The 23,277-nt window shown below is 62.8% G+C and carries 21 protein-coding genes; 11 read left to right on the plus strand and 10 right to left on the minus strand.

Annotated features, from left to right (window positions below; genetic code table 11):
- Positions 1-16: 16 nt before the first annotated feature.
- From H0485_RS14930 to pedF, 3 genes are read right to left on the minus strand one after another with little or no spacing between them, the layout of a single operon-like run.
- Entirely contained in the window at positions 17-988 is a 972-nt protein-coding gene (locus tag H0485_RS14930; RefSeq protein ID WP_226936749.1) for a quinoprotein relay system zinc metallohydrolase 1, read from the minus strand.
- Positions 985-1,761, minus strand: a complete 777-nt coding sequence (locus tag H0485_RS14935) for a quinoprotein dehydrogenase-associated SoxYZ-like carrier (protein ID WP_226936750.1) — start codon at positions 1,759-1,761, stop codon at positions 985-987. Before H0485_RS14935 ends, H0485_RS14930 begins: the two co-directional genes overlap by 4 nt.
- Positions 1,762-1,766: 5 nt before the next feature.
- Complete coding sequence (gene pedF / locus H0485_RS14940; RefSeq protein ID WP_226936751.1) at positions 1,767-2,456, minus strand: cytochrome c-550 PedF; 690 nt, start codon at positions 2,454-2,456, stop codon at positions 1,767-1,769.
- Positions 2,457-2,536: 80 nt separating this feature from the next.
- Here pedF and H0485_RS14945 point away from each other — a divergent pair, with 80 nt between their 5' ends.
- Positions 2,537-3,205 carry a rhodanese-like domain-containing protein gene (locus tag H0485_RS14945; RefSeq protein WP_226936752.1) on the plus strand — a complete coding sequence of 223 codons (669 nt, stop codon included), beginning with the start codon at positions 2,537-2,539 and terminating at the stop codon, positions 3,203-3,205.
- Between the two features lie 198 nt (positions 3,206-3,403).
- On the opposite strand, the gene H0485_RS14950 is transcribed toward H0485_RS14945, so the two are convergent.
- The gene (locus tag H0485_RS14950; RefSeq protein ID WP_226936753.1) at positions 3,404-4,081 is read right to left on the minus strand and encodes a GntR family transcriptional regulator; all 678 of its coding nucleotides are present in this window, start codon (positions 4,079-4,081) and stop codon (positions 3,404-3,406) included.
- Between the two features lie 194 nt (positions 4,082-4,275).
- Between H0485_RS14950 and H0485_RS14955 the strand changes: the two genes are divergently transcribed.
- The 4 genes from H0485_RS14955 (at position 4,276) to H0485_RS14970 (ending at position 8,500) form a co-directional block, all read left to right on the plus strand.
- Positions 4,276-5,622 carry an aminotransferase family protein gene (locus H0485_RS14955; RefSeq protein ID WP_226936754.1) on the plus strand — a complete coding sequence of 449 codons (1,347 nt, stop codon included), beginning with the start codon at positions 4,276-4,278 and terminating at the stop codon, positions 5,620-5,622.
- Between the two features lie 40 nt (positions 5,623-5,662).
- On the plus strand, positions 5,663-6,616 hold the full coding sequence (locus H0485_RS14960) for a TRAP transporter substrate-binding protein (protein WP_226936755.1): 954 nt from the start codon (positions 5,663-5,665) through the stop codon (positions 6,614-6,616).
- A gap of 93 nt (positions 6,617-6,709) precedes the next feature.
- Positions 6,710-7,216 (plus strand): TRAP transporter small permease, encoded by a 507-nt coding sequence (locus tag H0485_RS14965; RefSeq protein ID WP_226936756.1) that lies wholly within the window; start codon positions 6,710-6,712, stop codon positions 7,214-7,216.
- A 3-nt stretch (positions 7,217-7,219) separates the two neighbouring features.
- The gene (locus tag H0485_RS14970; RefSeq protein ID WP_226936757.1) at positions 7,220-8,500 is read left to right on the plus strand and encodes a TRAP transporter large permease; all 1,281 of its coding nucleotides are present in this window, start codon (positions 7,220-7,222) and stop codon (positions 8,498-8,500) included.
- 318 nt (positions 8,501-8,818) lie between these two features.
- Here H0485_RS14970 and H0485_RS14975 read toward each other — a convergent pair whose 3' ends face one another.
- From H0485_RS14975 to H0485_RS15000, 6 genes are all read right to left on the minus strand, one after another.
- The gene (locus H0485_RS14975) at positions 8,819-9,844 is read right to left on the minus strand and encodes an aldo/keto reductase (protein ID WP_226936758.1); all 1,026 of its coding nucleotides are present in this window, start codon (positions 9,842-9,844) and stop codon (positions 8,819-8,821) included.
- Between the two features lies 1 nt (position 9,845).
- The gene (locus tag H0485_RS14980) at positions 9,846-10,886 is read right to left on the minus strand and encodes a Gfo/Idh/MocA family protein (protein WP_226936759.1); all 1,041 of its coding nucleotides are present in this window, start codon (positions 10,884-10,886) and stop codon (positions 9,846-9,848) included.
- Between the two features lie 5 nt (positions 10,887-10,891).
- Entirely contained in the window at positions 10,892-12,805 is a 1,914-nt protein-coding gene (locus H0485_RS14985; protein WP_226936760.1) for a D-apionate lactonase family protein, read from the minus strand.
- Complete coding sequence (locus H0485_RS14990; RefSeq protein WP_226936761.1) at positions 12,802-13,809, minus strand: ABC transporter permease; 1,008 nt, start codon at positions 13,807-13,809, stop codon at positions 12,802-12,804. The genes H0485_RS14985 and H0485_RS14990 overlap by 4 nt, the downstream gene beginning before the upstream one ends.
- 71 nt (positions 13,810-13,880) lie before the next feature.
- A complete protein-coding gene (locus H0485_RS14995) occupies positions 13,881-15,482 on the minus strand; it encodes a sugar ABC transporter ATP-binding protein (RefSeq protein WP_226936762.1) in 1,602 nt (533 codons plus the stop codon).
- On the minus strand, positions 15,479-16,453 hold the full coding sequence (locus H0485_RS15000; protein WP_226936763.1) for a substrate-binding domain-containing protein: 975 nt from the start codon (positions 16,451-16,453) through the stop codon (positions 15,479-15,481). Before H0485_RS15000 ends, H0485_RS14995 begins: the two co-directional genes overlap by 4 nt.
- Before the next feature lie 339 nt (positions 16,454-16,792).
- On the opposite strand from H0485_RS15000, the gene H0485_RS15005 reads away from it, so the two are divergent.
- The 6 genes from H0485_RS15005 to H0485_RS15030 all read left to right on the plus strand — a co-directional run bounded on the left by H0485_RS15005 (position 16,793) and on the right by H0485_RS15030 (position 23,277).
- Complete coding sequence (locus H0485_RS15005) at positions 16,793-17,608, plus strand: SDR family NAD(P)-dependent oxidoreductase (RefSeq protein WP_226936764.1); 816 nt, start codon at positions 16,793-16,795, stop codon at positions 17,606-17,608.
- 11 nt (positions 17,609-17,619) lie between these two features.
- A complete protein-coding gene (locus H0485_RS15010) occupies positions 17,620-18,474 on the plus strand; it encodes a sulfurtransferase (protein WP_226936765.1) in 855 nt (284 codons plus the stop codon).
- Between the two features lie 279 nt (positions 18,475-18,753).
- Entirely contained in the window at positions 18,754-19,557 is an 804-nt protein-coding gene (locus H0485_RS15015; protein ID WP_226936766.1) for a GntR family transcriptional regulator, read from the plus strand.
- 53 nt (positions 19,558-19,610) lie between these two features.
- Positions 19,611-20,546 carry an acetaldehyde dehydrogenase (acetylating) gene (locus H0485_RS15020; protein WP_226936767.1) on the plus strand — a complete coding sequence of 312 codons (936 nt, stop codon included), beginning with the start codon at positions 19,611-19,613 and terminating at the stop codon, positions 20,544-20,546.
- Positions 20,543-21,553, plus strand: a complete 1,011-nt coding sequence (gene dmpG / locus H0485_RS15025) for a 4-hydroxy-2-oxovalerate aldolase (RefSeq protein WP_226936768.1) — start codon at positions 20,543-20,545, stop codon at positions 21,551-21,553. The genes H0485_RS15020 and dmpG overlap by 4 nt, the downstream gene beginning before the upstream one ends.
- The gene (locus H0485_RS15030; RefSeq protein ID WP_226936769.1) at positions 21,550-23,277 is read left to right on the plus strand and encodes an IlvD/Edd family dehydratase; all 1,728 of its coding nucleotides are present in this window, start codon (positions 21,550-21,552) and stop codon (positions 23,275-23,277) included. The genes dmpG and H0485_RS15030 overlap by 4 nt, the downstream gene beginning before the upstream one ends.

The following is a 23,277-nucleotide window of genomic DNA, read 5'->3' on the forward strand; positions in this document are numbered from 1 at the left end:
GAACCGGCATTGCACTTTACGACCGCCCCACCAGCGGGAGCGCTTCTGTCTCGTGATCTGCCCATCTCCGGACAACCGAGCGCAGATATTCCTCGGGATTGGCGCCAAGCGCGGCAAATTCCGGAACCGGCCCCGCCGCCATCGCCTCAACCGGGCTGAGGCCCAGCCGCGCCGCCTCGTCCAGCCGGGCGCGGGTTGCCGTCAGATAGGCCCGGGTCTGGGCGAGAGCCGCGCTGGAGCGGTGAAAGGCGCCATGGCCAGGAATGGTGCCCGAGGCCTGCAGCCCGGCCAGAGTGTCGAGCGCAGCAAGCCAGGCCCCGTAATCCGCATCCGGCAGGCTGGGCGCGCGCTCAAGAAACAGCAGATCCCCGGCGATCAGCGTGCCGGTCTGTTCATCCATCATCACCAGATCACCGGCGGTATGGCCGGAAAGCGCCATGAATTTCAAAGACCTGCCGCCGATCCGCGCCTCTCCGGCCCCGGTCTGGCCGGTGGCGGGCAGCGGCGTCGTGCCCGACATCCAGGAGCCAAGGATCGCATAAAGCGATTCCGCGAAATCCTGGCCATATTGCGCGCAGGCCGCGCTGGTTTGTGGCAGTGCCACGATCTGACGATCGGCAAAGGCAGCATTGCCAAACCAGTGGTCCGGATGGTGATGGCTATTGACCACCATTGCGACCCCGCCCATGCGCTGATCGGCAAAGGCGCGAATTTCCGCCCCCATCGAGAGGGTCGAGCCGGTATCGATCACCACCGCGCCCTGGCTGGTCTGCACCAGCGCAATATTGACGATATTGCCGCCGTTTGAGGCAGCAAATACCTCGCGCAGCCCCTCGATCATCCAGACCCCATCGGCCACTTCCTGCGGCGCGAGGTGATAACGGCGGGCCTCTGCCCGGGCCGGAACTGACGCCAGCAGTGTTGGGCTCAGCGTTGCTGAGGCGATACCCGTCAGGGCTTTGCGGCGTGTCAGCGAGGGAAGGGTCATGTCTGCCCCCCGACACGGCCACTGAACCTGTTCCCCAGATTATCCCGGGCGCTGATCCTCACCTCGCCTGCGGCCAGATCAGGCGGCAGCAGAAAGGTCAGCGAGGGGTTTTCCTCGAGCGGCTCGAACAGATCCAGCGCGGCGATCTCGACGCCATCCCCGTCGCTCAGCTGCAGCCCGGTCAGGAAATGCGCCGGGATACCATCGGCGAGACCGGTCTCCTGGGGATGGCGGATTTTCAGCCGCAGCCGCCCGGTTTCCGGCCAGATCCGCGCCCGCATCTCGCCAAAGCCCTGCTGCCAGTCGGGACGGGCATGGGCAACCGAAGGCGCCGAGCAGCCGCCGCCAAGCGCCGAGACCCAGGCCGCGCCGACATGCCAGCCATCCCCGAGCCGGGCCGAGGCCCGGAGCGCACCGGCACTCTCATATTTCACCCCAAAACCCAGCAAGGGCCGGGCGCGGCCAGGACGAAAGGTCAGGCCATGGGCAAAGGGGCTGTAATCGATGGTCACGACGATCTCTTCCACCCGGCCCTGCAGCGCGGTCGCGTCGATCAGAAACGGGACATGGGCCGAATCCTCGGCCGCTTTCGGCGCCAGAACCGCCACCGCCGGATCGTTGGACCAGAGGGCATTCCCGCCCAGCCAGGTCTCACGATGCAGTGGCCACATGCCGCTGTCGAAAGCATCGCCCCCCACCGCAGCCGCGCCGGTGACGGGCAGGATCAGGGGCCTGTCGCCGCCGGGCAGAAGCCGGGTGAGGAGCGTTTCCATTGCGCTCAGTCCCTGAGCGAGCCAGCGATCAGCTCGGCCGCCACTGCGGCCCGGGCCGGATCTGCACGCAGAATATGCGCTGCCTGAGCCAGCACGGTGACGGCGCGCGGCGCGCCCGAAAGCGCCTCGAACTGATCATTTACCGCATCCAGCTCATCCGCGACCGCGCCGGCCGTGGTGACATCCGCGCCGCTTTCGAGCGCTTTCACCTTATCGAGCAACGAATGGATCTCGTCGGTTTTCGCGGCCATTTCATCCGCATCGGGCCGGGTCTCGATATAGGTGCGGATCGCCCAGACCGCCTGCTGGCTGAAGATATCGGCGAAGGGCGGCATTTTGACGGCGCCGTTTTGCTCATAGCCATGCAGAACCCGGTCGAGATACCATTCATCGCCGAAATCATTGGCCTCAAGGAAACGCAGATCCGGGGCCAGGCCGCCCGAGATCGCCTCAAGCCCATGGCAGCGCGCGCAATTCGAGTTGAACCCCTTGGCACCAACCTCGACCGCGCGGAACAAAAGATCACCACTCGCCGCGCGCCATGGGTTCTCTTTCGCCATTTCTTCCGGCAGGTCGGGCAGTCCGGTGGTATCGACCGCCTGCGGTACCGCATCACCATGCGCGAGCAGCATCGGTACGGGCAGAGCCAGCGTCAGGGCTGCCGAAAGTGCTATAGGAATGATCTTGCGGTTCATGCTGGTCTCTTCCCGAGGAGTGGCATGGCGGGCATGCGTGGACAGAGTTCAGACTTCGCTGAAACCGGGAGAGGGTTAAATTGTCCAAAGGTCGTAGGCTGTGGCGGGGTGGCGCAATCGTGGCGCTGGGGCTGGCCGGTCTGGCTCTGCAGGCCAGGGCCGATGAAATTCCTGCAGGGCCATCTGAGACAGAAATTATCGAAAAATCAATTCCTTCTGCCCCCGGGGCGGATGGGCTTTTTGATGCTGCGGGTTACCGTCTGAAAGACTACCGTGCTCCGGTTCCGGCCATTGCCCCCGGGGCGCAGACCGTTACTCTTGCCGAGGTCCAGGCGCTGCAGGCCGCCGGCGCGGTGCTCATCGATGTGATGGGGGCGCAGCGATTCCACATCGACGCGGCGGGCAGATGGATCACCCCTCCAGGGCCCGGCGGCGGGCATCTGACCATCCCCGGCGCGATCTGGCTGCCGGTGGTCGGCTGGGGTGCGCTCGAGCCCTGGCAGGAGGATTACCTGCGCCAGAGCCTCGCCGATCTGACCGCAGAGGACCCGGCACGCCCTGTCGTGGTTTTTTGCAAAACCGATTGCTGGCTGAGCTGGAACGCGGCAAGACGGATCGCCGGCATGGGGCTGAAAAAGGTCTGCTGGTTCCCGGGCGGCAGCGATGACTGGACCGGGGCGGGCATGGCACTGACCCGCGCCCATCCCTGGCCGCTGCGCAGCGGCCCCGATCGTCCCTTTGCGCCGTGACCGGGCCAGATGTTGAGGCCAGAGAAGAGGCAGAGAAGACTGCTACCGGCTGCTGGTTCTGGTCTGCAATCATCAAAGCACCGCCATCGCCCTGCCTGGTATCACGCCCCGCGCCGCCTCTCTCCAGGCGTGGGCGGCGGTTGAAAGCCGCAGACACTCTGTTCGCGAGCGGGCGAGCCGCCCCAGGGTCTGTGAGTGTCAGCCGGCCTGCCCGCCCGAAAGCGGGCCCGTCAGCCGGATCGCATCCTGATCGGTATGACGCCTTGCGAGGTCATGGGCGCGCGCGCTGTCGCCTGAACAGATCGCCGCCAGCAGCGGCTCGTGCAGATCGACAATCACTTGTGATTCTTCGTAAAATTCATCTGCCAGCAGCAAAAACAGCAAGGCGGGGCCCTCAAGCCGCTTGTAAATATCCAGCAGCATCCGGCTTCCGGCAATCTCCACCACGGTGCGGTGAAAGCGCAGATCCAGTTCCAGCAGTTTGCGGCGCTGGCGGTTGTCTGATGCCAGACGCATGTCTTCGACAACCGCCATCAGCCGGGCGCGGCCGACATCGGTGATCCGGTCGGAAGCAAGCTGCGCCGCAGCCGATTCAAGAATGTCGCGCATCAGAGATATATCGCGGATATCCTCTTCGGAGACGGTAATGACAAAATTGCCGCGCCGCGGGCGGTGCTCGATCAGGCCATCCGCCTGAAGATATTTCAGCGCGCCGCGGATCGTGCCCTGGCTGACGCCGAATTTCTGTGCAAGCTCCATCTCGACCAGCCGGTCGCCAGGCTTCCATTCCCCGTCAAGGATGCCCTCCTGGATTGCCGTTGCAATCTCGGTTTCGAGGCTGGGGCGGACATGGGCTGCGTCCTGGGAATGCCGCACGGGTCTGTCCTTCGCAATCAACTCGCTCCCTCGATAGCCAGCTTCACGCCTGGTGTCACCCTCTGGATAGGATCTGCTCTGCGTAATTTTTGGGCATTTTTTGCCCTGCCCCTGAAATTTTTGCGACCCGTTGCCATTATTATTGATAATCATTAATCAATCGCGCAGCGTGAATCCCCGACGAGGAGTGACTGATGAGCGGCGTGTTTTCCCGAGATTTTGCGGTTTCCACGCCGCTGGTCGAGCGTGCAGAGGGTGTCTGGATTCACGGTGCGGATGGCCGGCGCTACCTTGATGCTATGGGCAGTGCAGGTGTGATCGGCATCGGCCATGGCCGCAGCGAGATCTATCAGGCGCTTGCCGCCGAGGGATCGAAGGTCAGTTATGTCTATACCGCCTCTTTCACCCATCCCTGGCAGGAGCAGCTCTCGGCCTCGGTCCTCTCGGTCGCGCCCGAAGGCATGTCCGGGGTCTATTTCGTTTCGGGCGGCTCTGAGGCGAATGAGACCGCGCTGAAACTGGCCCGCCAGTATCATGTGGCGCGGGGCGAAACCGGCCGCCATAAAATGCTCGCCCGCTGGCAAAGCTATCACGGCGTGACCATCGCCACATTATCGCTGTCAGGCCGCACTTCCTGGCGTGCACCCTATGACCCCTATATGTTGCCGGTCGTGCATATCAGCCCACCCTATAATTACCGCTGCAATATCTGTGGCGAGGGCGGAGACTGCACCGATCACTGCATCGAGGAGCTCGAGCGCACCATCCTTATGGAAGGGCCGGAGACGATCTCCTGCTTCTTTGCCGAAACCATCATCGGCACCACCGCCTCGGGCGTGACACCCGGCCCGGATTATTATCGCCGGGTCCGCGAGATCTGTGACCGCTACGGCATTCTGTTCATCTGCGATGAAGTGCTGATGGGATATGGCCGCACCGGGCGCGCCTTTGCCATTCAGGACTGGGGAATTCTGCCCGATATGATCACCTGCGGTAAGGCGATCGGCTCGGGCTATGCGCCGCTTGGTGCGGTCATCGTCTCGGAAAAAATCACCGGCTTCTTCCGCGAGGGCAAACGCAGGTTTGTCCACGGCTTCACCTATTCCGGCCATGCAATGTCCTGTTTTGTTGGCCAGAAAGTGTTCGAGATCATGCAGCGTGAAGATCTGTTCAGCCGCCCGGCTGTGACCGGGGCCTATATGCATCAGCGCCTTGGCGTGCTGCAGCAGCGCCATGAGGTGATCGGGGATCTGCGCGGGCGCGGGCTTTACGCCGGGCTCGAATTTGTGGCAGATCGCGCCAGCCGCGACCCCTTCCCTGAAAGCGCTAATTTCACCGCGCGCCTGGTCGCAATGATGCGGGAGCGCGGCGTGATTGTCGGCGGGGGCGTTCCGGGGGCGAATTTCGGCAAGGGTGGCGATCACATCCAGATCAGCCCGCCTTTCACCATCAGTGAGGGGGAAATCGACAGGCTGATCGATACGCTCGACGAGGTTCTGACCAGCCTGTCGCAGGAGCTGCGCGGGCCGGCTGCACAGTAAGACGACAACAATATAAACAACATCTGACAGGAAGACTGCTATGAAGACTCTGATCTCCCTCTCGCTTTTTGCCCTGCTGGCCGGGACCGCGGCTCAGGCCGAAGTGACGCTGCGCATTGGCGGCGCGGGCTCTGATTCCAGCCCCGACACCAAAGCAATGGAGGTTTTTGCTGAAAAGCTGAACGAGCGGCTGGGCGAGGCCGTCGCGGTTGAGCTTTTCCCGAATTCGCATCTGGGCACCGTTGATGAAATGGTTGAGCAGGTAAAGGGCGGCGTGCTGGAATGCATGTATGAAAGCGTGGGCGTGCTGGGCTCATTCCATCCGGCCGCCAATATCGAGGGCGTGGCCTATGTCTATCACGATGTGGATCACTTCTTCCGCATCTGGCGCGGCCCGGTTGGCCAGGAGATCCTGCAGTCGATCTCGGATGAGGCGGGCTTCCGTGTCGTTGGCCCGGCCTTCCATGGCTTCCGTCAGATCCTGACCAATGTGCCGGTCGAAAAGGCCGAAGATCTGGACGGGCTGAAAATCCGCGCACCGGGCATTCCGGCCTATATTGAATCGATCCGCGCCATGGGGGCAAACCCGGCCACGGTCGCCTTCGAGGAAGTCTATGCCGCCCTGCAGAGCCATGTGGTGGACGGGGTCGAACAGCCGCTGACCGCGATCAGTGACAAGCGCTTCCATGAGGTGGTAAAAAACCTCGCGCTGACCAATCACATGGCCGAGACCATGGGCTTCATGTGCAACAGCGACTGGTACGCCGGTCTTGATGAGGCCACCCGCACCGCCATTGAGGCCTCGGCCGTCGACAGCGCTGACTGGTATCGCAGCTATACCGAGCAATCCCAGTCAGCCCTGCTGGCCGAGCTGGAAGCCGAAGGTGCGGTTGTGACCCGCCCCGATATCGCGCCCTTCATCGCCCGCGCGGCCACGGCACAATATGATGCCTCGCTGCAGCCGATCATCGAAAAGGTGCGCGCCGTCGAGTAAATCCCCGTGCATTCGCCGCCCTCCGCATCCCGGAGGGCGGTTTTTTCCCGGCAGCCTGCTGCCGCCCCTTCTCACCTGATACCCGGACCCCCGATGAGCAGAACCCTCTTCCGGATCGGCGATCTGTTACGCGCCGCTCTTGCCACCCTTGTCGCGATCGCCTTGCTGATGATCGTGGTGCTGGTTTTCTATCAGGTCATCACCCGCTATTTCACCGGGACGGCCACACCTCAGCTGGCTGAAATCGCCCGCTTCTTCTTTATCTGGCTGGTCTTTGCCGGATCGGCCTGGCTGATTTCACGCGGCGAGCTGATCGCGATCGACTTTTTCTCGGTGCAGATGGGCCCGAAGGGCAAGCGGCTGCAGATGATCTTTACCGATCTGTGCATTGCTGTGCTGCTGACCGCCCTGCTGATCTATTCGCAAAAGCTGCTCGATGTGGTGGCGATCAAACGCGCACCGGCAACCGGCATCCCCTATGGCTGGGTCTATATGGCCCTGCCCGCCTTCTGCCTCTCGGGGATTTATTTCGTCATCGAGCGCGCGGTGAAGACGCGGCTGTTCGCGATGCTCCCCGACAACAGTGACAAAAGGGCCTGATCCATGCTGATGCTTCTGACGCTTGCGCTGGTTCTGTTTGCGCTGATGTTCCTTGCGGTGCCGATTGCGATTTCGCTGGGCATCGCCTCGCTGGTCATTGTCCTGCTCTGGGGCACGCCGGGCTTTGTTCTGGCGCAAAAGATGCTCAACGGCATCGACAGTTTTCCGCTGCTGGCCGTACCCTTCTTCATTCTTGCCGCGGCCATCATGAATGCGGGCGGCATCACCACCCGCATCGTCGATCTGCTTGGCTCGGCCATGGGACGGCTGCGCGGCAGTTCGGGCCAGGTGAATATCGGCACGAACCTGTTTCTCGCCGGGATCTCCGGCTCCTCGGTAGCGGATGCCTCGGCAACGGGGGCGCTTCTGATCCCCGAAATGAAGAAAGAGGGCTATTCGGGGGCCTTTGCCGCCGCGCTGACCGCAACGGCGGCGCTGCTCGGGCCGATCCTGCCGCCCTCGATCCCGCTGGTGATCTATGGGGTGATTGCCGAGGTTTCCATCGTCAAGCTCTTCATCGGCGGCTATATCCCGGCGCTGATGATCGTGGCGGCGCTGGTATTCGTGGTCAATCACCACGCCAGAAAGCACAACCTGCCGCGCCGGGGTCGCCAGGGCGGGGCGGTGATCTGGAAGAAATTCCGGGTCTCGATCTGGGCCATGTCAATGCCGATCCTGCTGATCATCGGCGCGCGGGGCGGATATTTCACCATCACCGAGATCGGCGCGGTTCTGGTCGTCTATGCGATCTTTGTCGGCTGGGTGATCCACCGCGAATTTCGCTGGGGCAAGCTGCCCGGCATTCTCACCGAAGCCGGGATGCAGACAGCGAATATCATGCTGGTGGTCGCGACCTCTTCCTTCGTGGCCTATCTGATGGTGGTGCATGGCGTGCCCAAGGATCTGTCGCGCTGGATCCAGGAGGCGCAGCTCTCGCCGGTGGTCTTCCTGTTGCTGATCAACGTGATCCTGCTGATCGCCGGAGCCTTCCTCGATTCCACCCCCGCCACCATCATCATCGTGCCGATTGTGCTGCCCTCAGCCATCGCGCTCGGGATCGACCCGGTGCATTTCGGTCTTGTGGTGGTGATTAATCTGATGATCGGGCTGATCCATCCGCCCATGGGGCTGAACCTGCTGATCACCCAATCCATCGCCAAAGAGCCTATGGGCGCGATCCTGAAAGAAGGCCTGCCGCTGCTGGGGATTATGCTGATCATCCTGATGCTGGTGACTTTCGTTCCGGCAACCGTACTCTGGTTGCCGCAGGTCATGGGCCTGTGACAGCGCATCCTGCCAGCTTCGCCCCGTCAAAGACCGGGTGATGCTGGCAGGAGTGCAGGTCAGAATGCCAGCCAGGCGGCAAGCACCACAAAGCGCAGGGCGTGCAATACTGCGCTGAGCAAAGCAGAAAGCCGCCACAGAGTGCATCGCTTCAGCATTCAGCTGAGCGCTAAAGGGAATTGCGCGACCTGCCATCTGCCCGCTCTGCTGCTGACGGCAGACCGCAGGTGCAGGCGCGATGCGGCCCGCCCTCTTCGCAGAAAGCGCCGCATGGAATAAGGACCTGACCGGGAATGATCCGGGCAGGTCGGTTTTGCATCAGGGTAACGGCACGTCCGGCGCGACAAGCCCCTCGCTGCGCAGATCTGACCAGAAACCCTGCGGGATCTCTGCGCCAAAATGCGCGATATTCTGCGTGACCTCCGCCGGTGTCACCGCGCCGAAAACCACCGAGCAGACCTCGGGCGCGGCCAGTGGGAATTGCAGCGCTGCCGCTGCAAGCGAGATCCCATGCGCAGCGGCGATCGCGCTCAGGCGGCGGACCTTATCGGCGACACCAGGCGGCACTGCGCCATATTCATACTTCGCCCCCTCAACGAGGCCAGTGGCCAGAATGCCGGAACTGAACGCCCCGCCAACCACGATGGAGGCACCACGACGCCCGGCCGCGGTGATTTCATCCTGATAAATGTCATGTTCCAGCAGAGTATATCGCGAGGCCACAAGGAACAGATCCAGATCTGTCGCTTCGAGGAAACGCCGGATCATGCCGCGCTCATTAATACCGGCACCGATGGCGCGGATCTCGCCTGAGCGTTTAAGCTCATCCAGCGCGCGATAGCCACCGCCCTGATCCAGCTCGCGCAGCCTGGCCTCAAGCGCTTCGGGGGTTCTGAAATAACCACCGTCGAGATCATGAATATAAAGGGCATCAACCTGGTTGATGCCAAGGCGCTGCAGGCTGTCCTCGTAAGAGCGCATCACCGCATCATAGGTAAAGATGTGGTGCGGCTCGAATGCCAGCGGGGCCTGCCAGGCCGGCGGAGTGAAACCGGCCCGGTCGCGCGGGGCGCGCAGGACGCGGCCGACCTTGGTGGTCAGGACATAATCCCCACGCGGCCGCTCATAAAGCGCGCGGCCGGTGCGATGCTCGGCCTGGCCAAGCCCGTACCAGGGCGCCGTATCATAAAATCTGATGCCGCCCGCCCAGGCCGCCTCATAGGTCGCCCGGGCCCCGGCCTCACCGATGGCTGCATAGACACCGCCCAGCGGGCAGGTTCCGAGGCCGAGAACCGGAATATCAAGGCCGGTCCGTCCGACCTCACGACGCATTGCAGGGGTCATATCAGAATTCCTTCACCAGTTCGGCGATGGCCACAGTCCGGCCGGTTGCGGCCGAGCAATAGGCGGCTTCGGCCAGGGCATAGGTCTTCAGGCTGTCCCCGGCCGAGGTCTCAAAGTCCCGCCCGCTGCGCAGGCAGTCGATAAAATGCTGCTGGGTGCGGGGCACGGAATCCTGGATCTGGGTCCAGGGTTCCGAGGTCCAGCTCCGGCCATCTGCCGCCAGAACCTCATCGCGCCGTCCGGCGGCTGTATGGATGCGCAGCACCTGGCCCTCGAGGATCTCAACCGTGCCAAGGCGGCCCTCGATCTCGCCCAGGGTCTGCGGGAAGAGGTTCGGGCTTTTATGGCTGGCATAGCTCACATCCACCACCGAGACCGCTTTATTGTCATGCCGCAACAGCATGGTGGCAGCATCCTCACCGGCAATGCCTTCTTTCACCGATTGATTGAAACAGCTGACCTCAGAGGCATCGCCCAGAAGATAGCGCGCCAGATCCAGCATATGGATGCCGACATCCATAATCATGAAACGTTTTGTTTCAATCAGATAGGGCTGATTGGTATAGACATCGATATCATTGCGCCAGTTCAGGCGGCCAAAGGTGACCTCGCCGATTTCCCCCGAGGACAGGATTTCCCGCAGGCGGCGGAAGATCTTCTGAAACCGGAAGTTTTCATGCAGCATGACCGGCACGCCCGCGGCGCGGGCCTGGGCCTCAATGCGCAGGCAGGTTGCCAGATCGGGGGCCATGGGCTTTTGCACAATGACCGGCACCCCGGCCTGAACCGCCAGAGCAATCAGGGCTTCATGGGTTTCCATTGTGGTGCAGATATCGACGAAATCAAAGCGCCCCGACTGCAGCATTGCGGCATCGGTGCCCCATTCCGCAATACCGTATTCTTTCGCCGCCGCTTCAGCCCGCTGCGGATCGCGGTCACAGATTGCCGCAATTTCCGCGCCCTCGACCTCAGCCCAGGCATGAAGATGGTTGCGCGAGAAAAAGCCCGCTCCGATGAAAAGACCTTTGAGGTTCTGGCTCACAGCAATCATTCCTGTTGTGTCAAATGCAGCACGGCATAGGCGTCGAGCTGGTCGGGCAACCCGACAGCCACCGGGCCTGTGGGCATGGACGCGTCGAGCAGCTCGGCCCGGGGCGCGCGCAGCCCGGTGCCGGGCAGCGCCAGGGCTGAAAGTGTCAGGGCTGCGGGTGTCAGATTGGCAATCAGCGCGCTGCGCTGGCCATTTTTCTCCCAGATCACCGATGCCAGTCCTGCCTCGGTCCGGGCCGAGATAAGCTGGCCGCCCGCCGCCGCCGCAAGCCATTTTGCGACATGATACAGTGGATAGAGCGCGCCTTCGGGCTGGCCGTCCCAGAAGGGGCGCGCATAATCCTGGCGGGTCGAAATCAGGCCAAATGGCCCGGTGGCCGCACCAAAGGCAAAGCGTTGCGGCGCGAAAGCCGCGATCTGCGCCAGATAGCCCACCGTCCAGGCCGCCGCATATAGCCCGCGCTGGCGCGGGTCGCGCGCCGCCATGCCCTCGCGTGCCTCGGCAGCATTCTCCGAAGGGCCCGGGCCATAGGGATTGATCCTGGCGCCAATTCCGGTCGGCCCGATCAGCAGCGGCCGCCCGCCTGCAAGCGCCCGGGCCGAGGCCATAATATGCGGCAGCGCCTGCAGCGTCTCCATCACCGACGCATCATCGGCGGCATGGACCACCGGCGTGGTGGCAAAGCTCAGCCCCTGCCAGAGCGCGGGGTCGGGACGTTTGCGGTTAAACTCGGTAAAGAAGGCCGGTGAGCCGCCGATCTTCTCGCTCTCAGGGAAGTGCTGCGCCAGCGCTGCGGCAATATCGGCCTCGGCAGGATGCGGCGGGCGGGCCTCACCGGGCTGGAAACTCTGCTCATCGATCTTTGCAAACGCGCCGATCCGGTGGGTGACGATACCTGCAGCGCGAAGCCTTGCGGCCAGCGTGGCCAGTCCGGCATCAGCCTCGGCGGCGCTGGGGCCCTCCAGAATTACCTGCAGTTCCAGCTTTGCCCTGGTCAGCTCCAGCAAGGCGGCAAGCGGAGCCAGATCCTGAGCGGAATCCGCCGCATTATGGCGCAGCAAAAGCCATGCCGGGGCCAGCGCCTGCAACGCCCCGGCATAGGCAAGCGCGGCTGCAGCCTCGCCCGGATGATCAAGCGGAAGGGCGTAATCCGGCAGCCTCTGTCCCGCCGCCGGCGGCAGATCAACAGCCGGAGCCACGGTGGCGCTGGCCCCGGTATCGGTCATGCTGACTGTCACTGCCTGGGCCACCGGCGCAGCCGGTTCGAGCAGATAGGGATAGGGCAGGCCGATCGGGCGGCTATAGGTCTTGAACGAGGCATCCGACCAGTTGCGGTGGTCCTCCATCTCGAAAATATCGCCCTCGAACCGGGTCTCGACCCTAAGGCCCGGCACCGGGCTATGGGTGATCCGCTCTATATCCATCACCGGCTGGCCGGGCGAGATCTGCGCCGGGATCACCAGGTTGCGCGCCGGGGCCGAGGCATGGCCGACCGTCACCGCGGTGCCTGCGAAACCATCCAGCGGATGCAGGATGACAAAGCCGGTGCGATTGGTCTCAAAAGGTGCTTCGGCCCGGATCAGCGCCTCGGCGCGCAGCTCCCCGACCGCTTCGCCGCGCAAACGGATGCCGACGGTAACGCCGCTGCCAGGCGTGCCATAATGCGCCTCATAGCTGACCGTGAACCCCCCGGCGGTTTCCAGGATATCCAGCGCCGTGATCACCGGAGCGGGGGTGCCCCATCCCGGCGTTCGCACCAGAAACATCACGCCGCGCAGCACCTCGACCCCGTTCCAGCGGATCCAGCGCAGGCCGCCATTATCGAGCGTGGCCTCGAGCGGCCCTGCCCGCAACACCCGCAGCGGCCCCTCGGCCTGCGCGGTTCCGGTAAGAATGACGGCGCGGTTCATCTGCTCTGCCTCTTGATAAAATGATCGAAAGCTACGGCGGCGACAATGATCAGCCCGACCAGAATCTGCTGCGTGTAGGGGGAGACATTCAAAATCACGAGACCGTTCAGCAGTACCCCGGTCAGCAGCGCGCCGATGACCGTGCCACCAACTCCGCCGGTGCCGCCATAAAGACTGGTGCCTCCGATCACCACCGCCGCGATGGCGGTCAGCTCATAGCCGGTCCCTGCAACGGCTTCGGCCGAGTTCAGGCGCGAGGCCAGCACAAAGCCGCCCAGCCCCGAGCAAAAGCCGATCAGAGCATAGACCGAGAGGGTGACGCCGCTGACATTGATGCCCGAAAGCCGCGCCGCATCGGGGTTTGAACCCACGGCATAGACGGCACGTCCGAAACGGGTCTGGGTCAGAACCACCCAGGCGACCAGCGCCACAGCGGCAAAGATCAGCACCGGCACGGGCACCGGCCCGATCATCCCGCGGCCCCACCAGCCAAAACCCTCGTCAAAACCCGAGACCGGCCCGCCATTGCCAATGCTGAGTGCAATGCCACGGAAAACCGTCATCCCGCCGAGGGTCACCACAAAGGCCGGGACCGAAAGCCAGGCCACCGCCATCCCCTGCAAAAGCCCTGCCGCCGTTCCGGCCAGGATCGCGGCCAGCGCCGCAAGGGTCCAGTGAAAGCCGCTGCCATCCGCCGAGAGCATGAAACGCCCCTCGATGCCGCCTTTTGCCACGACCGCGGCACAAAGGCCGGACATTGCGATCAGCGCGCCCACCGAAAGATCGATGCCACGGATCAGGATGACGAAAGTCATCCCAACGGCAATGATGCCGTAAATCGAGACCTGGCGCAGAATGTTGAACAGGTTCAGCGGCATCAGAAAACGGGGCTGCAGACTCGCGAAGATGATCACGAGGGCCAGCAGGAAGATCAGCGGGGCAAGCCTGCCAAGCAGGGCATAGATCCGGGCGCGGGACAGCTCGTCGGCCTGGGCTTTGGTCATGGTCGGATTCCTTGAAGTCAGTCGCGCGTCGGGTTCATCTGCCGCTACTGCGGCGCCAGAACGGCAGCAGGTCAGTCATGGCGGGTCATCCGGGCCATCAGCCCTTCAGAACTCGCCCGGGCGGCAGGCTGGTCAGAGGTGGTCTCGCCCTCCCGCAGGGTGACGATGCGGTCAGACAGCGTCAGCACCTCCGGCAGATCGGAAGAAATCAGCAGCACCGCCACACCTTCGGCGGCGATTTCGCGGATCAGCGCATGGACATCTTCCTTGGCACCGACATCGATACCGCGCGTTGGCTCATCGATGATCAGCAGCTTTGGTTTCAGCGCGATCCAGCGGGCCAGGATAACCTTTTGCTGATTGCCGCCGGAAAGCGTGGTGATCGGCGCGCGCAGGCTGACTGCGCGGATGCCAAGCTTTTTCACAAAACCAGCAAGGGCTTTTGCCTCGCCCGGCCGGTCATTCCAGCCAAAGGGGCCGGCAGGCACCGCGCCGGTCAGCGCAAAATTCTCGGCGACCGAACGCTCCGGCAGGATCGACAGCCCCTTACGGTCCTCGGGCACATAGCCGATCCCCGCCGCCATCGCAGCCGAGGGTGAACCGGCCCGGAAAGGCTGACCATTCAGCACGATCTCGCCCGCGCCGATCGGATCAAGGCCAAAGATCATCCGCGCCGTTTCGGTGCGGCCTGCGCCAACAATGCCAGCGAGGCCGAGAATCTCGCCCTCATGCACCACCAGATCGACAGCACGCACCCTCTGCCCGCCCCGTTTTGCCGGAAGCGAGGCAAGCCCGCGCAGCTCCAGCACCGGTGCACCCTTCTGCCGGGGCGCGCCGGAGGCGCCGATTGCGACCTCGCGGCCCGCCATATCGCGGATCAGCGAGGGGATATCCGTTTCGCAGACCAGTCCGGCGGAAACCGCCTTACCGTCCCGCAGAACCGTATAACTCCGGCAGAAGGCGCGGATCTCGTCGAGGCGGTGGCTCACATAAAGCACCGCCACCCCTTCGGCCGAAAGCTGCGCGATAATCGTGCCCAGATGCGCCACCTCATTGGGCGAGAGCGAGGCGGTAGGCTCATCCATGATGACCACGCGTGACTTGCGTGTCAGCGCCCGGGCAATCTCGACCATCTGCTGCTCGGCGATGGAAAGGCTCGCCACCGGCGCGCCCACATCGACCGCAAGACCGAGCCGGGCCAGAGCCTGACGCGCCACTTCACGGATCTGCCGCCAGTCGACCAGCCCCAGCCGGTTGCGCGGCAGATGGCCGGCAAAGATCGCCTCGGCCACTGAAAGCTCGGGGAAAAGCGACAGTTCCTGACGGATGACACTGATCCCGGCATGACCGGCCTCGAGCGGGCGGCTGAAACGCACCGGCGCGCCGTCAAGCAAAAGCGCCCCGCCGTCGGGCTGGTGCACCCCCGACAGCAGGTTGATGATGGTGGACTTGCCCGCGCCATTCTCACCCAGAAGCGCCCGCACCTCGCCCCGAGCAAGGCTCAGGGAGACACCGTCAAGAACGGTGACCCCGAAGAAACGCTTCACAAGGCCCCGGGCCTCGAGCAGCGGGGTTTCCGCACCGGGCGCAACAGGCCGGATGCCGGGGCCGCCTGCTGCGGCGCGCCCCGGGTCCTGCTGATACGTCCCGCAAAGAGAGGACGGCTGGCTCATTCGCCGATCTGCCCGACGCGCTCGGCCTGGCCGAGGTTATCGGCCGTGATCGCGACCGGGGCGACCAGAACGTCATTGCTCCCGGGCCGGGTTCCCTCGCGGATGAAGGCGACAAGGGTCGAGACGGCGGTGCGGCCCTGCAGCCCCGGGAACTGATCAACGGTCGCGGCCAGATCGCCCGATTTTACGGCCTTGAGCGCATCTTCCGAACCGTCATAGCCATAGATCGCGACCTTGCCCTTCAGCCCGCGCGCCGCAACGGCCTGGGCGGCTCCCAGAGCCATATCGTCATTGGCCGCGATGATGACCTGGGGCACTTCTGCAAGGCCGGTCAGGATATTCTCGGTCACTTCCAGACCCTTATCGCGGGAGAAATTACCCGCCTGTTCGGCCACGAAGACATATTTCCCGCCCGCCGCGTCGAGCACCTTATGCGCGCCGCCATTGCGGTCATTCGCGGTCTTATCGCCCGGAATACCCTGCAGGTTTACGATGGTCGCGCCATCGGGAAAGGCTTTGACGACCGCTTCGCCCTGGGCTTCGGCACCCTTGAAATTATCGGCCGCAACATTGGCCAGCACATCGGCCACGCCATTGACCGGACGGTCGACGGTAACGACGGCGATTCCCGCGTCGATGGCCTGCTGTACCACCGGGGCCAGCGCATCGGCCTCGACGGGTGCGAGGATGATCCCATCGACTCCCTGGACGATAGCGGCCTCAATATCGGCGATCTGCTTTGGCGCCGAAAGCTGACCATCGGCGACCACCACGGTCACCCCGCCCAGCTTACCTGCCTCATCTTTCAGCTCTTCAGTGAGGAAGACGAAATGCGGAAAGGCGAAAGTCAGCGGCGAGACGAGAATGGTCACTTCGGCATCTTTACCCTTAGGCTCAGCCGCTGCAGGCAGCCCGAGCGCACCGGCCAAAGCCAGACCCGAAGCCGCGAGAAGAAACGTGCGTTTCAGCATGATGGTGATTCCTGTTGGTTAAACTGTATTCAGTTTGCCTCTGCGGGCTTTTTAGTAAAGCGTACAATATGGTTTCTTTTTGCTTTGCAAAGGAAAATCGTTGCTGCGCTTGCACCTTGCAAGAGTACAATATTTTATATTGTATTTCAGCCTAATAAGATGCGTAATTGTGGGAAGATCTTAGAATTACGCTGCTATGCAGCAAGAAAATCCTCAGTTTCCGCGATGCAGCATGTAAAAAACATTTGCATTTACTGTAGTCTGGAATTGAGAAGTGTCTCCATACCACCCGGACCGGCACCAGGGCCGCAGACCGGCAGACCATAAGGAAAAAGTGACATGACCAGCTATCTTGCCGATCTCTTTTCGCTCTCGGGAAAGACCGCCCTGGTCGCCGGCGGCGCCGGAGCCATCGGCTCGGCCGTCTCGGAGGGACTGGCACGCGCCGGCGCTACCGTCATCGTACATGACCTCGCACAGGAGCGGCTCGATACGCTTTCGCAGGACTTTGCCGCAAAGGGTCTGACCTTCACCGGCCTTCAGGCCGATCTGAGCAGCGCCGAGGCCGCAGCTGATCTGGTGGCCCGCGCGAAAGCCGTCACGGGCCGCATCGATATCCTGATCAACCTGCAGGGCGCAAATCGCCGCAAACCGATCACCGAGGTCACCCCGGAGGATTTCGACCTGATCACCACGGTCAATCTGCGCTCGGTCTTCTTCCTGTCGCAGGCCGTGCATCCGGTGATGAAGGCCCAGGGCGGCGGGAAAATCCTGCATTTCAGCTCGCTTTCCGCCAATATTTCCTTCGACACGATCTCGGTCTATGCCGCAACCAAAGCCGCGGTGACCTCCCTGACGCGGTCGCAGGCGCATGAATGGGCCGATGACAATATTCAGGTAAATGCCATCGAACCCGGCTTTGTGCAGACCGAATTCACCAAACCGCTCTGGAATGACGATTACCGCGCGGAATGGTTCGCCAATTTCATCCCTCAGGGCCGGCTTGCCGTGCCGGAAGACCTGGTGACCACGGCGCTTTATCTGGTGGCCCCGGCAACCCGCTATGTGACCGGGCAGAATGTAGTCATCGACGGCGGCGTCCTGACCGGCGCCTCCTGGGTTGAGGCCCCGCGCCGCCCGGGCATCACCCGCTGAAGGAGGGCGCTATGAGCAAATGGCTGATTGAAACCGAGGCTCTCGCTGCCCTGCTGGCAGCCGGGCCGGATGCGGACCGGGTGGTCCTCGACTGCTCCTGGTATGTGCCGGATGCTGGCCGTAACGGGCATGAGGATTTCCGGGCCGGCCATATCCCCGGGGCGCTTTTCGTGGATCTCAATGCAATTTCAGATCCGCAATCGCCCTATGTGAATATGCTGCCCGAAGCCCCGGTCTTCGCGCGCGAAATGGGTGCCCTTGGTATCGGCGCGGAAACAGAGGTAATTCTTTATGATGCCGGCTATGTCTCGGCCCGGCTCTGGTGGATGCTGCGCAGCTTTGGCCATGACCGGGTGAAGATCCTGAACGGCGGCTGGCGGCGCTGGCTGGCCGAGCAGCGCCCTGTCGCGACCGGCGATTTCATCCCGCCCGCCGCGCAGGACTTCCCTGCCCGGCTGGCGCCAAACCAGGCCGTCTCTCTGGCCGAGATGCGCCAGCTCGTCGACCAGGGGGCTTCGATCATCGACGCCCGCACCGCCGCGCGCTTCGACGGACATGAGGGGTCAGGCTATCCCGGGGTCGCCTCCGGCTATATGCCCGGGGCCATCAATACCCCCTGGGCACTTTTCTACGAGCCTGCTCCCTCGCATCGCTTTGTCAGCGCCGAACGCGCCGCCGCGATTTTTGCCGAAAAAGGTGTCGATCTCTCCGGCGAGGTGATCACCACCTGTGGCTCGGGTGTCACCGCCTCGATTCTCGGCTTCATGCTCGAGGCCATCGGCCATCCGCAATGGCGGCTCTATGATGGCTCCTGGCATGAATGGGGCCAGCAGGACGATACGCCAAAGCTGGTAAAGCCGCAGTAACGGCGAGCCATTCAGGCGCTTCAGATAATATACTGTAATACAGTTTTCCAGCAAAGCGAGAGAAAGCCCTTGCCGGAAAGCAAACCAACACCTCAAGAGATTCTAAAATTAATTATAAATACCAGTAAATTATAAACATACCTCAGATGAACGCCTGGCACGCCGTCATGAAACCTGAACCTCACCACCAAAGATGATTTCAAATTCTGCATACAGTTTATTGACGGACCAGCTCCGGAGGGATAGACTTCAGAGACACAACCGACGGAAGGCCATACTATGCCGGAACAGCCCTCTCTCTCCAGCGACCAGACCCCGGGAGAGCCAGAATCTGCACCGGCCATCCGCATGTCGGATGCCTATGAGCGCATCCGCTCGGCTATTCTCGAAGGCGTGCTGCCGCCCGGCGGACGCCTCTCCCAGGTCAGAATTGCCGATCAGCTTGGCCTGAGCCGCACCCCGGTGCGCGAGGCGCTGCGGCTGATCGAAAAAGAGGGGCTGATCACCTCAAAGCGCGGTCATCAGGTGGTGATTTCGCAGACATCCATGGCAGATCTGGATGAACTCTACGCGCTCCGGATCAAACTTGATACCACGACGGTGCGGGCTACTGTGCCGGAACTGACCGATGCGGATATTGCCGCGATGTCTGATTGTCTTACCACCATGGATGAGGCCAGCGATCCTGGCCTTTTTGCCGAGTTCGACGCCGCGCATCGTGAATTCCATATGATTCCGATCCGCCTCGCCGGGACCCGCCATGCGGATTACTCGACCCAGCTGAACGAACATGCCGAGCGCTACCGCCGCCTCTATATGACGCAGCCCAGCTCGTACCAGCAATCGCGCGACGAGCATCGCGCGATCATGGTGGCCTGTGCCGCCCGCGACGGCGAGGAAGTCGCGGCCCTGCTGGCCCAGCACTATGCGCGTATCGCGCTGACGATCATCGCCCAGATCGATCCCGCCTTTGAACCCCGCCAGCTGCGCTCGGCGGTGCGGGTTGCCAGCCAGGGCCGCGACGGACAGGAGCGCAAGCTGGCCTCCGAACGCCGCCTGGCGAGAAAATCCCTTCCCCTGTGATTACTTCCGCTCTGCCACGATCCGGCAGGGCGCCTCTTCCGAAGGAATGAAGAATGACCCGCCGCAAGGTTGCGATCATCGGATCCGGTAATATCGGCACCGATCTGATGATCAAGGTGATGCGCCTTTCCAAAGTACTGGAAATGGGCGCAATGATCGGCATTGACCCCGAATCCGACGGGCTGGCGCGGGCAAAACGCCTTGGCGTGCCGGTAAGCGCCACCGGGGTGGAGGGCTTCCTTGCCATGCCCGAGGCGGATGAGATTGTCATCGCCTTTGATGCGACCAGCGCCGGTGCCCATGCCAGACATGCCGAAATGCTGGCGGCGCGCGGCATCCGCATGGTCGATCTGACCCCCGCCGCCATCGGCCCCTTCGTGGTGCCTGTGGTCAATCTTGAGGCCAATCTCGCGGCTCCGAATGTGAATATGGTCACCTGCGGCGGCCAGGCTACCATTCCGGTCGTCGCAGCCATTTCCCGCGTCGCCCCGGTGAGCTATGCCGAGATTGTGGCCGCAATCGCCTCAAAATCGGCGGGGCCGGGCACCCGGGCCAATATTGATGAATTTACCCAGACCACCTCGCGCGCGATTGAGCAGATCGGCGGCGCGAAACACGGCAAGGCGATCATCATCCTGAACCCCGCAGAGCCGCCGCTGACGATGCGCGATACGGTGCTGTGTCTTTGTGGTGATGCTGATCCCGAAGCCATCCGCGCCTCGGTGCGCGAAATGGTCGAGGAGGTGCGCCGCTACGTGCCCGGCTACCGGCTCAAACATGAGGTCCAGGTCGAAAAAATCCCGGCCAATGAGCCGCTGATCCTTGCCGATCACGATATCCGCTTTTCCGGCATGAAGGTCACCGTCTTCCTCGAGGTCGAGGGGGCAGCGCATTACCTGCCGTCCTATGCCGGCAATCTCGATATCATGACTTCGGCCGCCCTGCGCACCGCCGAACGCCTTGTTCTGGCTGCGGAGGAAAAGGCATGAAAAAGGTATACCTTCAGGATGTCACCCTGCGTGACGGGATGCATGCAGTCCGCCATCAGCTTACCCCTGAGCGGGTGGCGGCGATTGTGACCGCGCTGGATGCCGCCGGCATCGACGCCATCGAGGTCGCGCATGGCGACGGCCTTGCCGGCTCTTCGCTGAATTATGGCTTCGGATCGCACAGGGATCATGACTGGATCGCGGCGGCAGCTGAAGCCTGCAAATCGGCGCGGCTGACCACATTGCTCTTGCCAGGTATCGGCACCATCGAGCACCTGCGCGAGGCCTATGCGCTTGGCGTCCGCTCGGTCCGGGTGGCCACACATTGCACCGAGGCCGATGTCTCGCGCCAGCATATCGAGGCCGCGCGCGGGCTTGGCATGGATGTCTCGGGTTTTCTGATGATGGCGCATCGCGCGCCGGCAGCCCTGCTGGCCAGCCAGGCGAAGCTGATGGAAAGCTATGGTGCCCATTGCGTCTATGTCACTGATTCCGCGGGCGCGCTGACCATGGCAGGGGTGAGTGAACGCATCCGCGCCTATCGCGACGTACTGCTTGCGGAAACCGAGATCGGCATCCATGCGCATCAGAACCTTTCGGTCTCGGTCGCCAACAGCATTGTTGCGCTCCAGGAAGGCGCGACCCGGGTCGATGCCTCGCTGGCCGGTATGGGGGCGGGCGCGGGCAATACCCCGCTGGAGCCGCTGGTCGCCGTGCTGAAACGCGAGGGCTTCAGCCATAAAGCGGATCTGTTCCGCATTCAGGATGCCGCCGATGATCTCGTCCGGCCGCTGATGGACCGCCCCGTCCAGGTCGATCGTGAAACGCTCTCGATCGGCTATTCCGGGGTCTATTCCAGCTTCCTGCGTCATGCCGAACGCGCCGCCGCGCAATATGGCGTCGATACCAGGGCGCTGCTGGTCGAGCTGGGCCGGCGCGAGATGGTTGGCGGGCAGGAAGATATGATCGTCGATGTGGCACTGGATATGGCAGGACGCGGGAAATGAGCGATAAAAAAGAACTGCGGTCGCGTCAGTGGTATGGTGGCAATTCCAAAAGCGCCTTCATGCACCGCTCGTGGATGAAAAACCAGGGCATGCCCGAAGATTCCTTCGACGGCCGCCCGGTGATCGGCATCTGCAACACCTGGTCCGAGATGACGCCCTGCAATGCCCATCTGCGCGATCTCGCCGAAAAAGTGAAATTCGGCGTCTATGAGGCCGGCGGCTTCCCGGTTGAATTCCCCGTGCTATCCGCCTCGGAAAGCCAGACCCGCCCGACCGCAATGCTGCACCGCAATCTCGCGGCCATGGATGTCGAGGAATGTATCCGCGCCTATCCGGTTGACGGCGTTGTGCTGATGGCGGGCTGCGATAAGACCACGCCTTCCCTCGTGATGGGGGCGGCAAGCTGCGACATTCCTGCGGTCGTGGTATCGGGCGGACCAATGCTGAACGGCGTCGTCAAAGGCGAGCGTGTCGGATCCGGCACCGCCGTGTTCCGCTGGGTAGAAGAGCTGAAGGCCGGCAAAATGTCCGAGGCCGATTTTCTGGCCGCCGAGGCCGGGCATTCGCGCTCGGCAGGCTCCTGCATGACCATGGGCACGGCTTCGACCATGGCCTCGATGGTTGAGGCGCTTGGGCTTGGCCTGTTCCAGAATGCCGCCATCCCGGCAGTGGATTCCAGACGCCGGGTGCTGTCGCAGCTGGCCGGGCGGCAGATCGTCAATCTTGTCAAACAGGACATCACGATCTCGAAAATCCTGACCCGCGAGGCTTTTGAAAATGCCATCCGCGTCAATGCGGCCATCGGCGGCTCGACCAATGCGGTGCTGCATCTGATCGCGATTGCGCGGCGGGTCGGCATCGATCTGTGCCTTGATGACTGGGACCGGCTGGGCCGGGGCGTGCCGACCATCGTCGATCTGATGCCCTCGGGCCGCTTCCTGATGGAGGATTTCTATTATGCCGGTGGCCTGCCTGCGGTGATGCGCGCGCTTGGTGAACATGATCTTTTGCATAAGGAAGCCCTGACCGTGGCCGGAATCCCGGTCTGGGAGCAGGTGCGCGAGGCCGAGATCCATAATACCGAAGTGATCCGCGACTGGGATAAACCCTTGTGCAAAGAAGGCGGCATTGCCGTGCTGCGCGGCAATCTCGCACCGCGCGGCGCGGTGCTTAAACCCTCGGCCGCCTCGCCGGAGCTGTTCCGCCACCGCGGCCGCGCCGTCGTCTTCTCCTCGATCGAAAATTACTACAAACGCATCAATGACCCCGATCTTGAGGTCGATGAAAATTCGATCCTGGTGCTGCAGAACTGCGGCCCCAAAGGCTATCCGGGCATGGCAGAGGTCGGTAATATGGGCCTGCCGAAGAAAGTGCTGGATAAGGGCATCCGCGATATGATCCGCATTTCGGATGCGCGCATGTCCGGCACTGCCTATGGCACGGTCATCCTTCATGTCGCGCCCGAAGCGGCGGCGGGTGGCCCCCTGGCCTTTGTCCGCGAGGGTGACTGGATCGAGGTCGATATCGAGGCCCGCCGCCTGCATCTGGAGGTGTCTGACGAGGAGCTGGCGCGCCGCGCCGAGGGTTTTGTCCCCGTGCTGCCGCCGGTGAACAGTGGCTATCAGCGCCTCTACCGCGACCATGTCGAACAGGCCGATCTGGGCTGTGACTTCGACTTCGCCGCCGAGTCGCGCGAATTGTCCGTACAACGCATCAGCCACTGA

Origin of the sequence: Pseudogemmobacter faecipullorum (genome assembly GCF_020539525.1) — a bacterium.
Lineage (GTDB): Bacteria > Pseudomonadota > Alphaproteobacteria > Rhodobacterales > Rhodobacteraceae > Pseudogemmobacter > Pseudogemmobacter faecipullorum.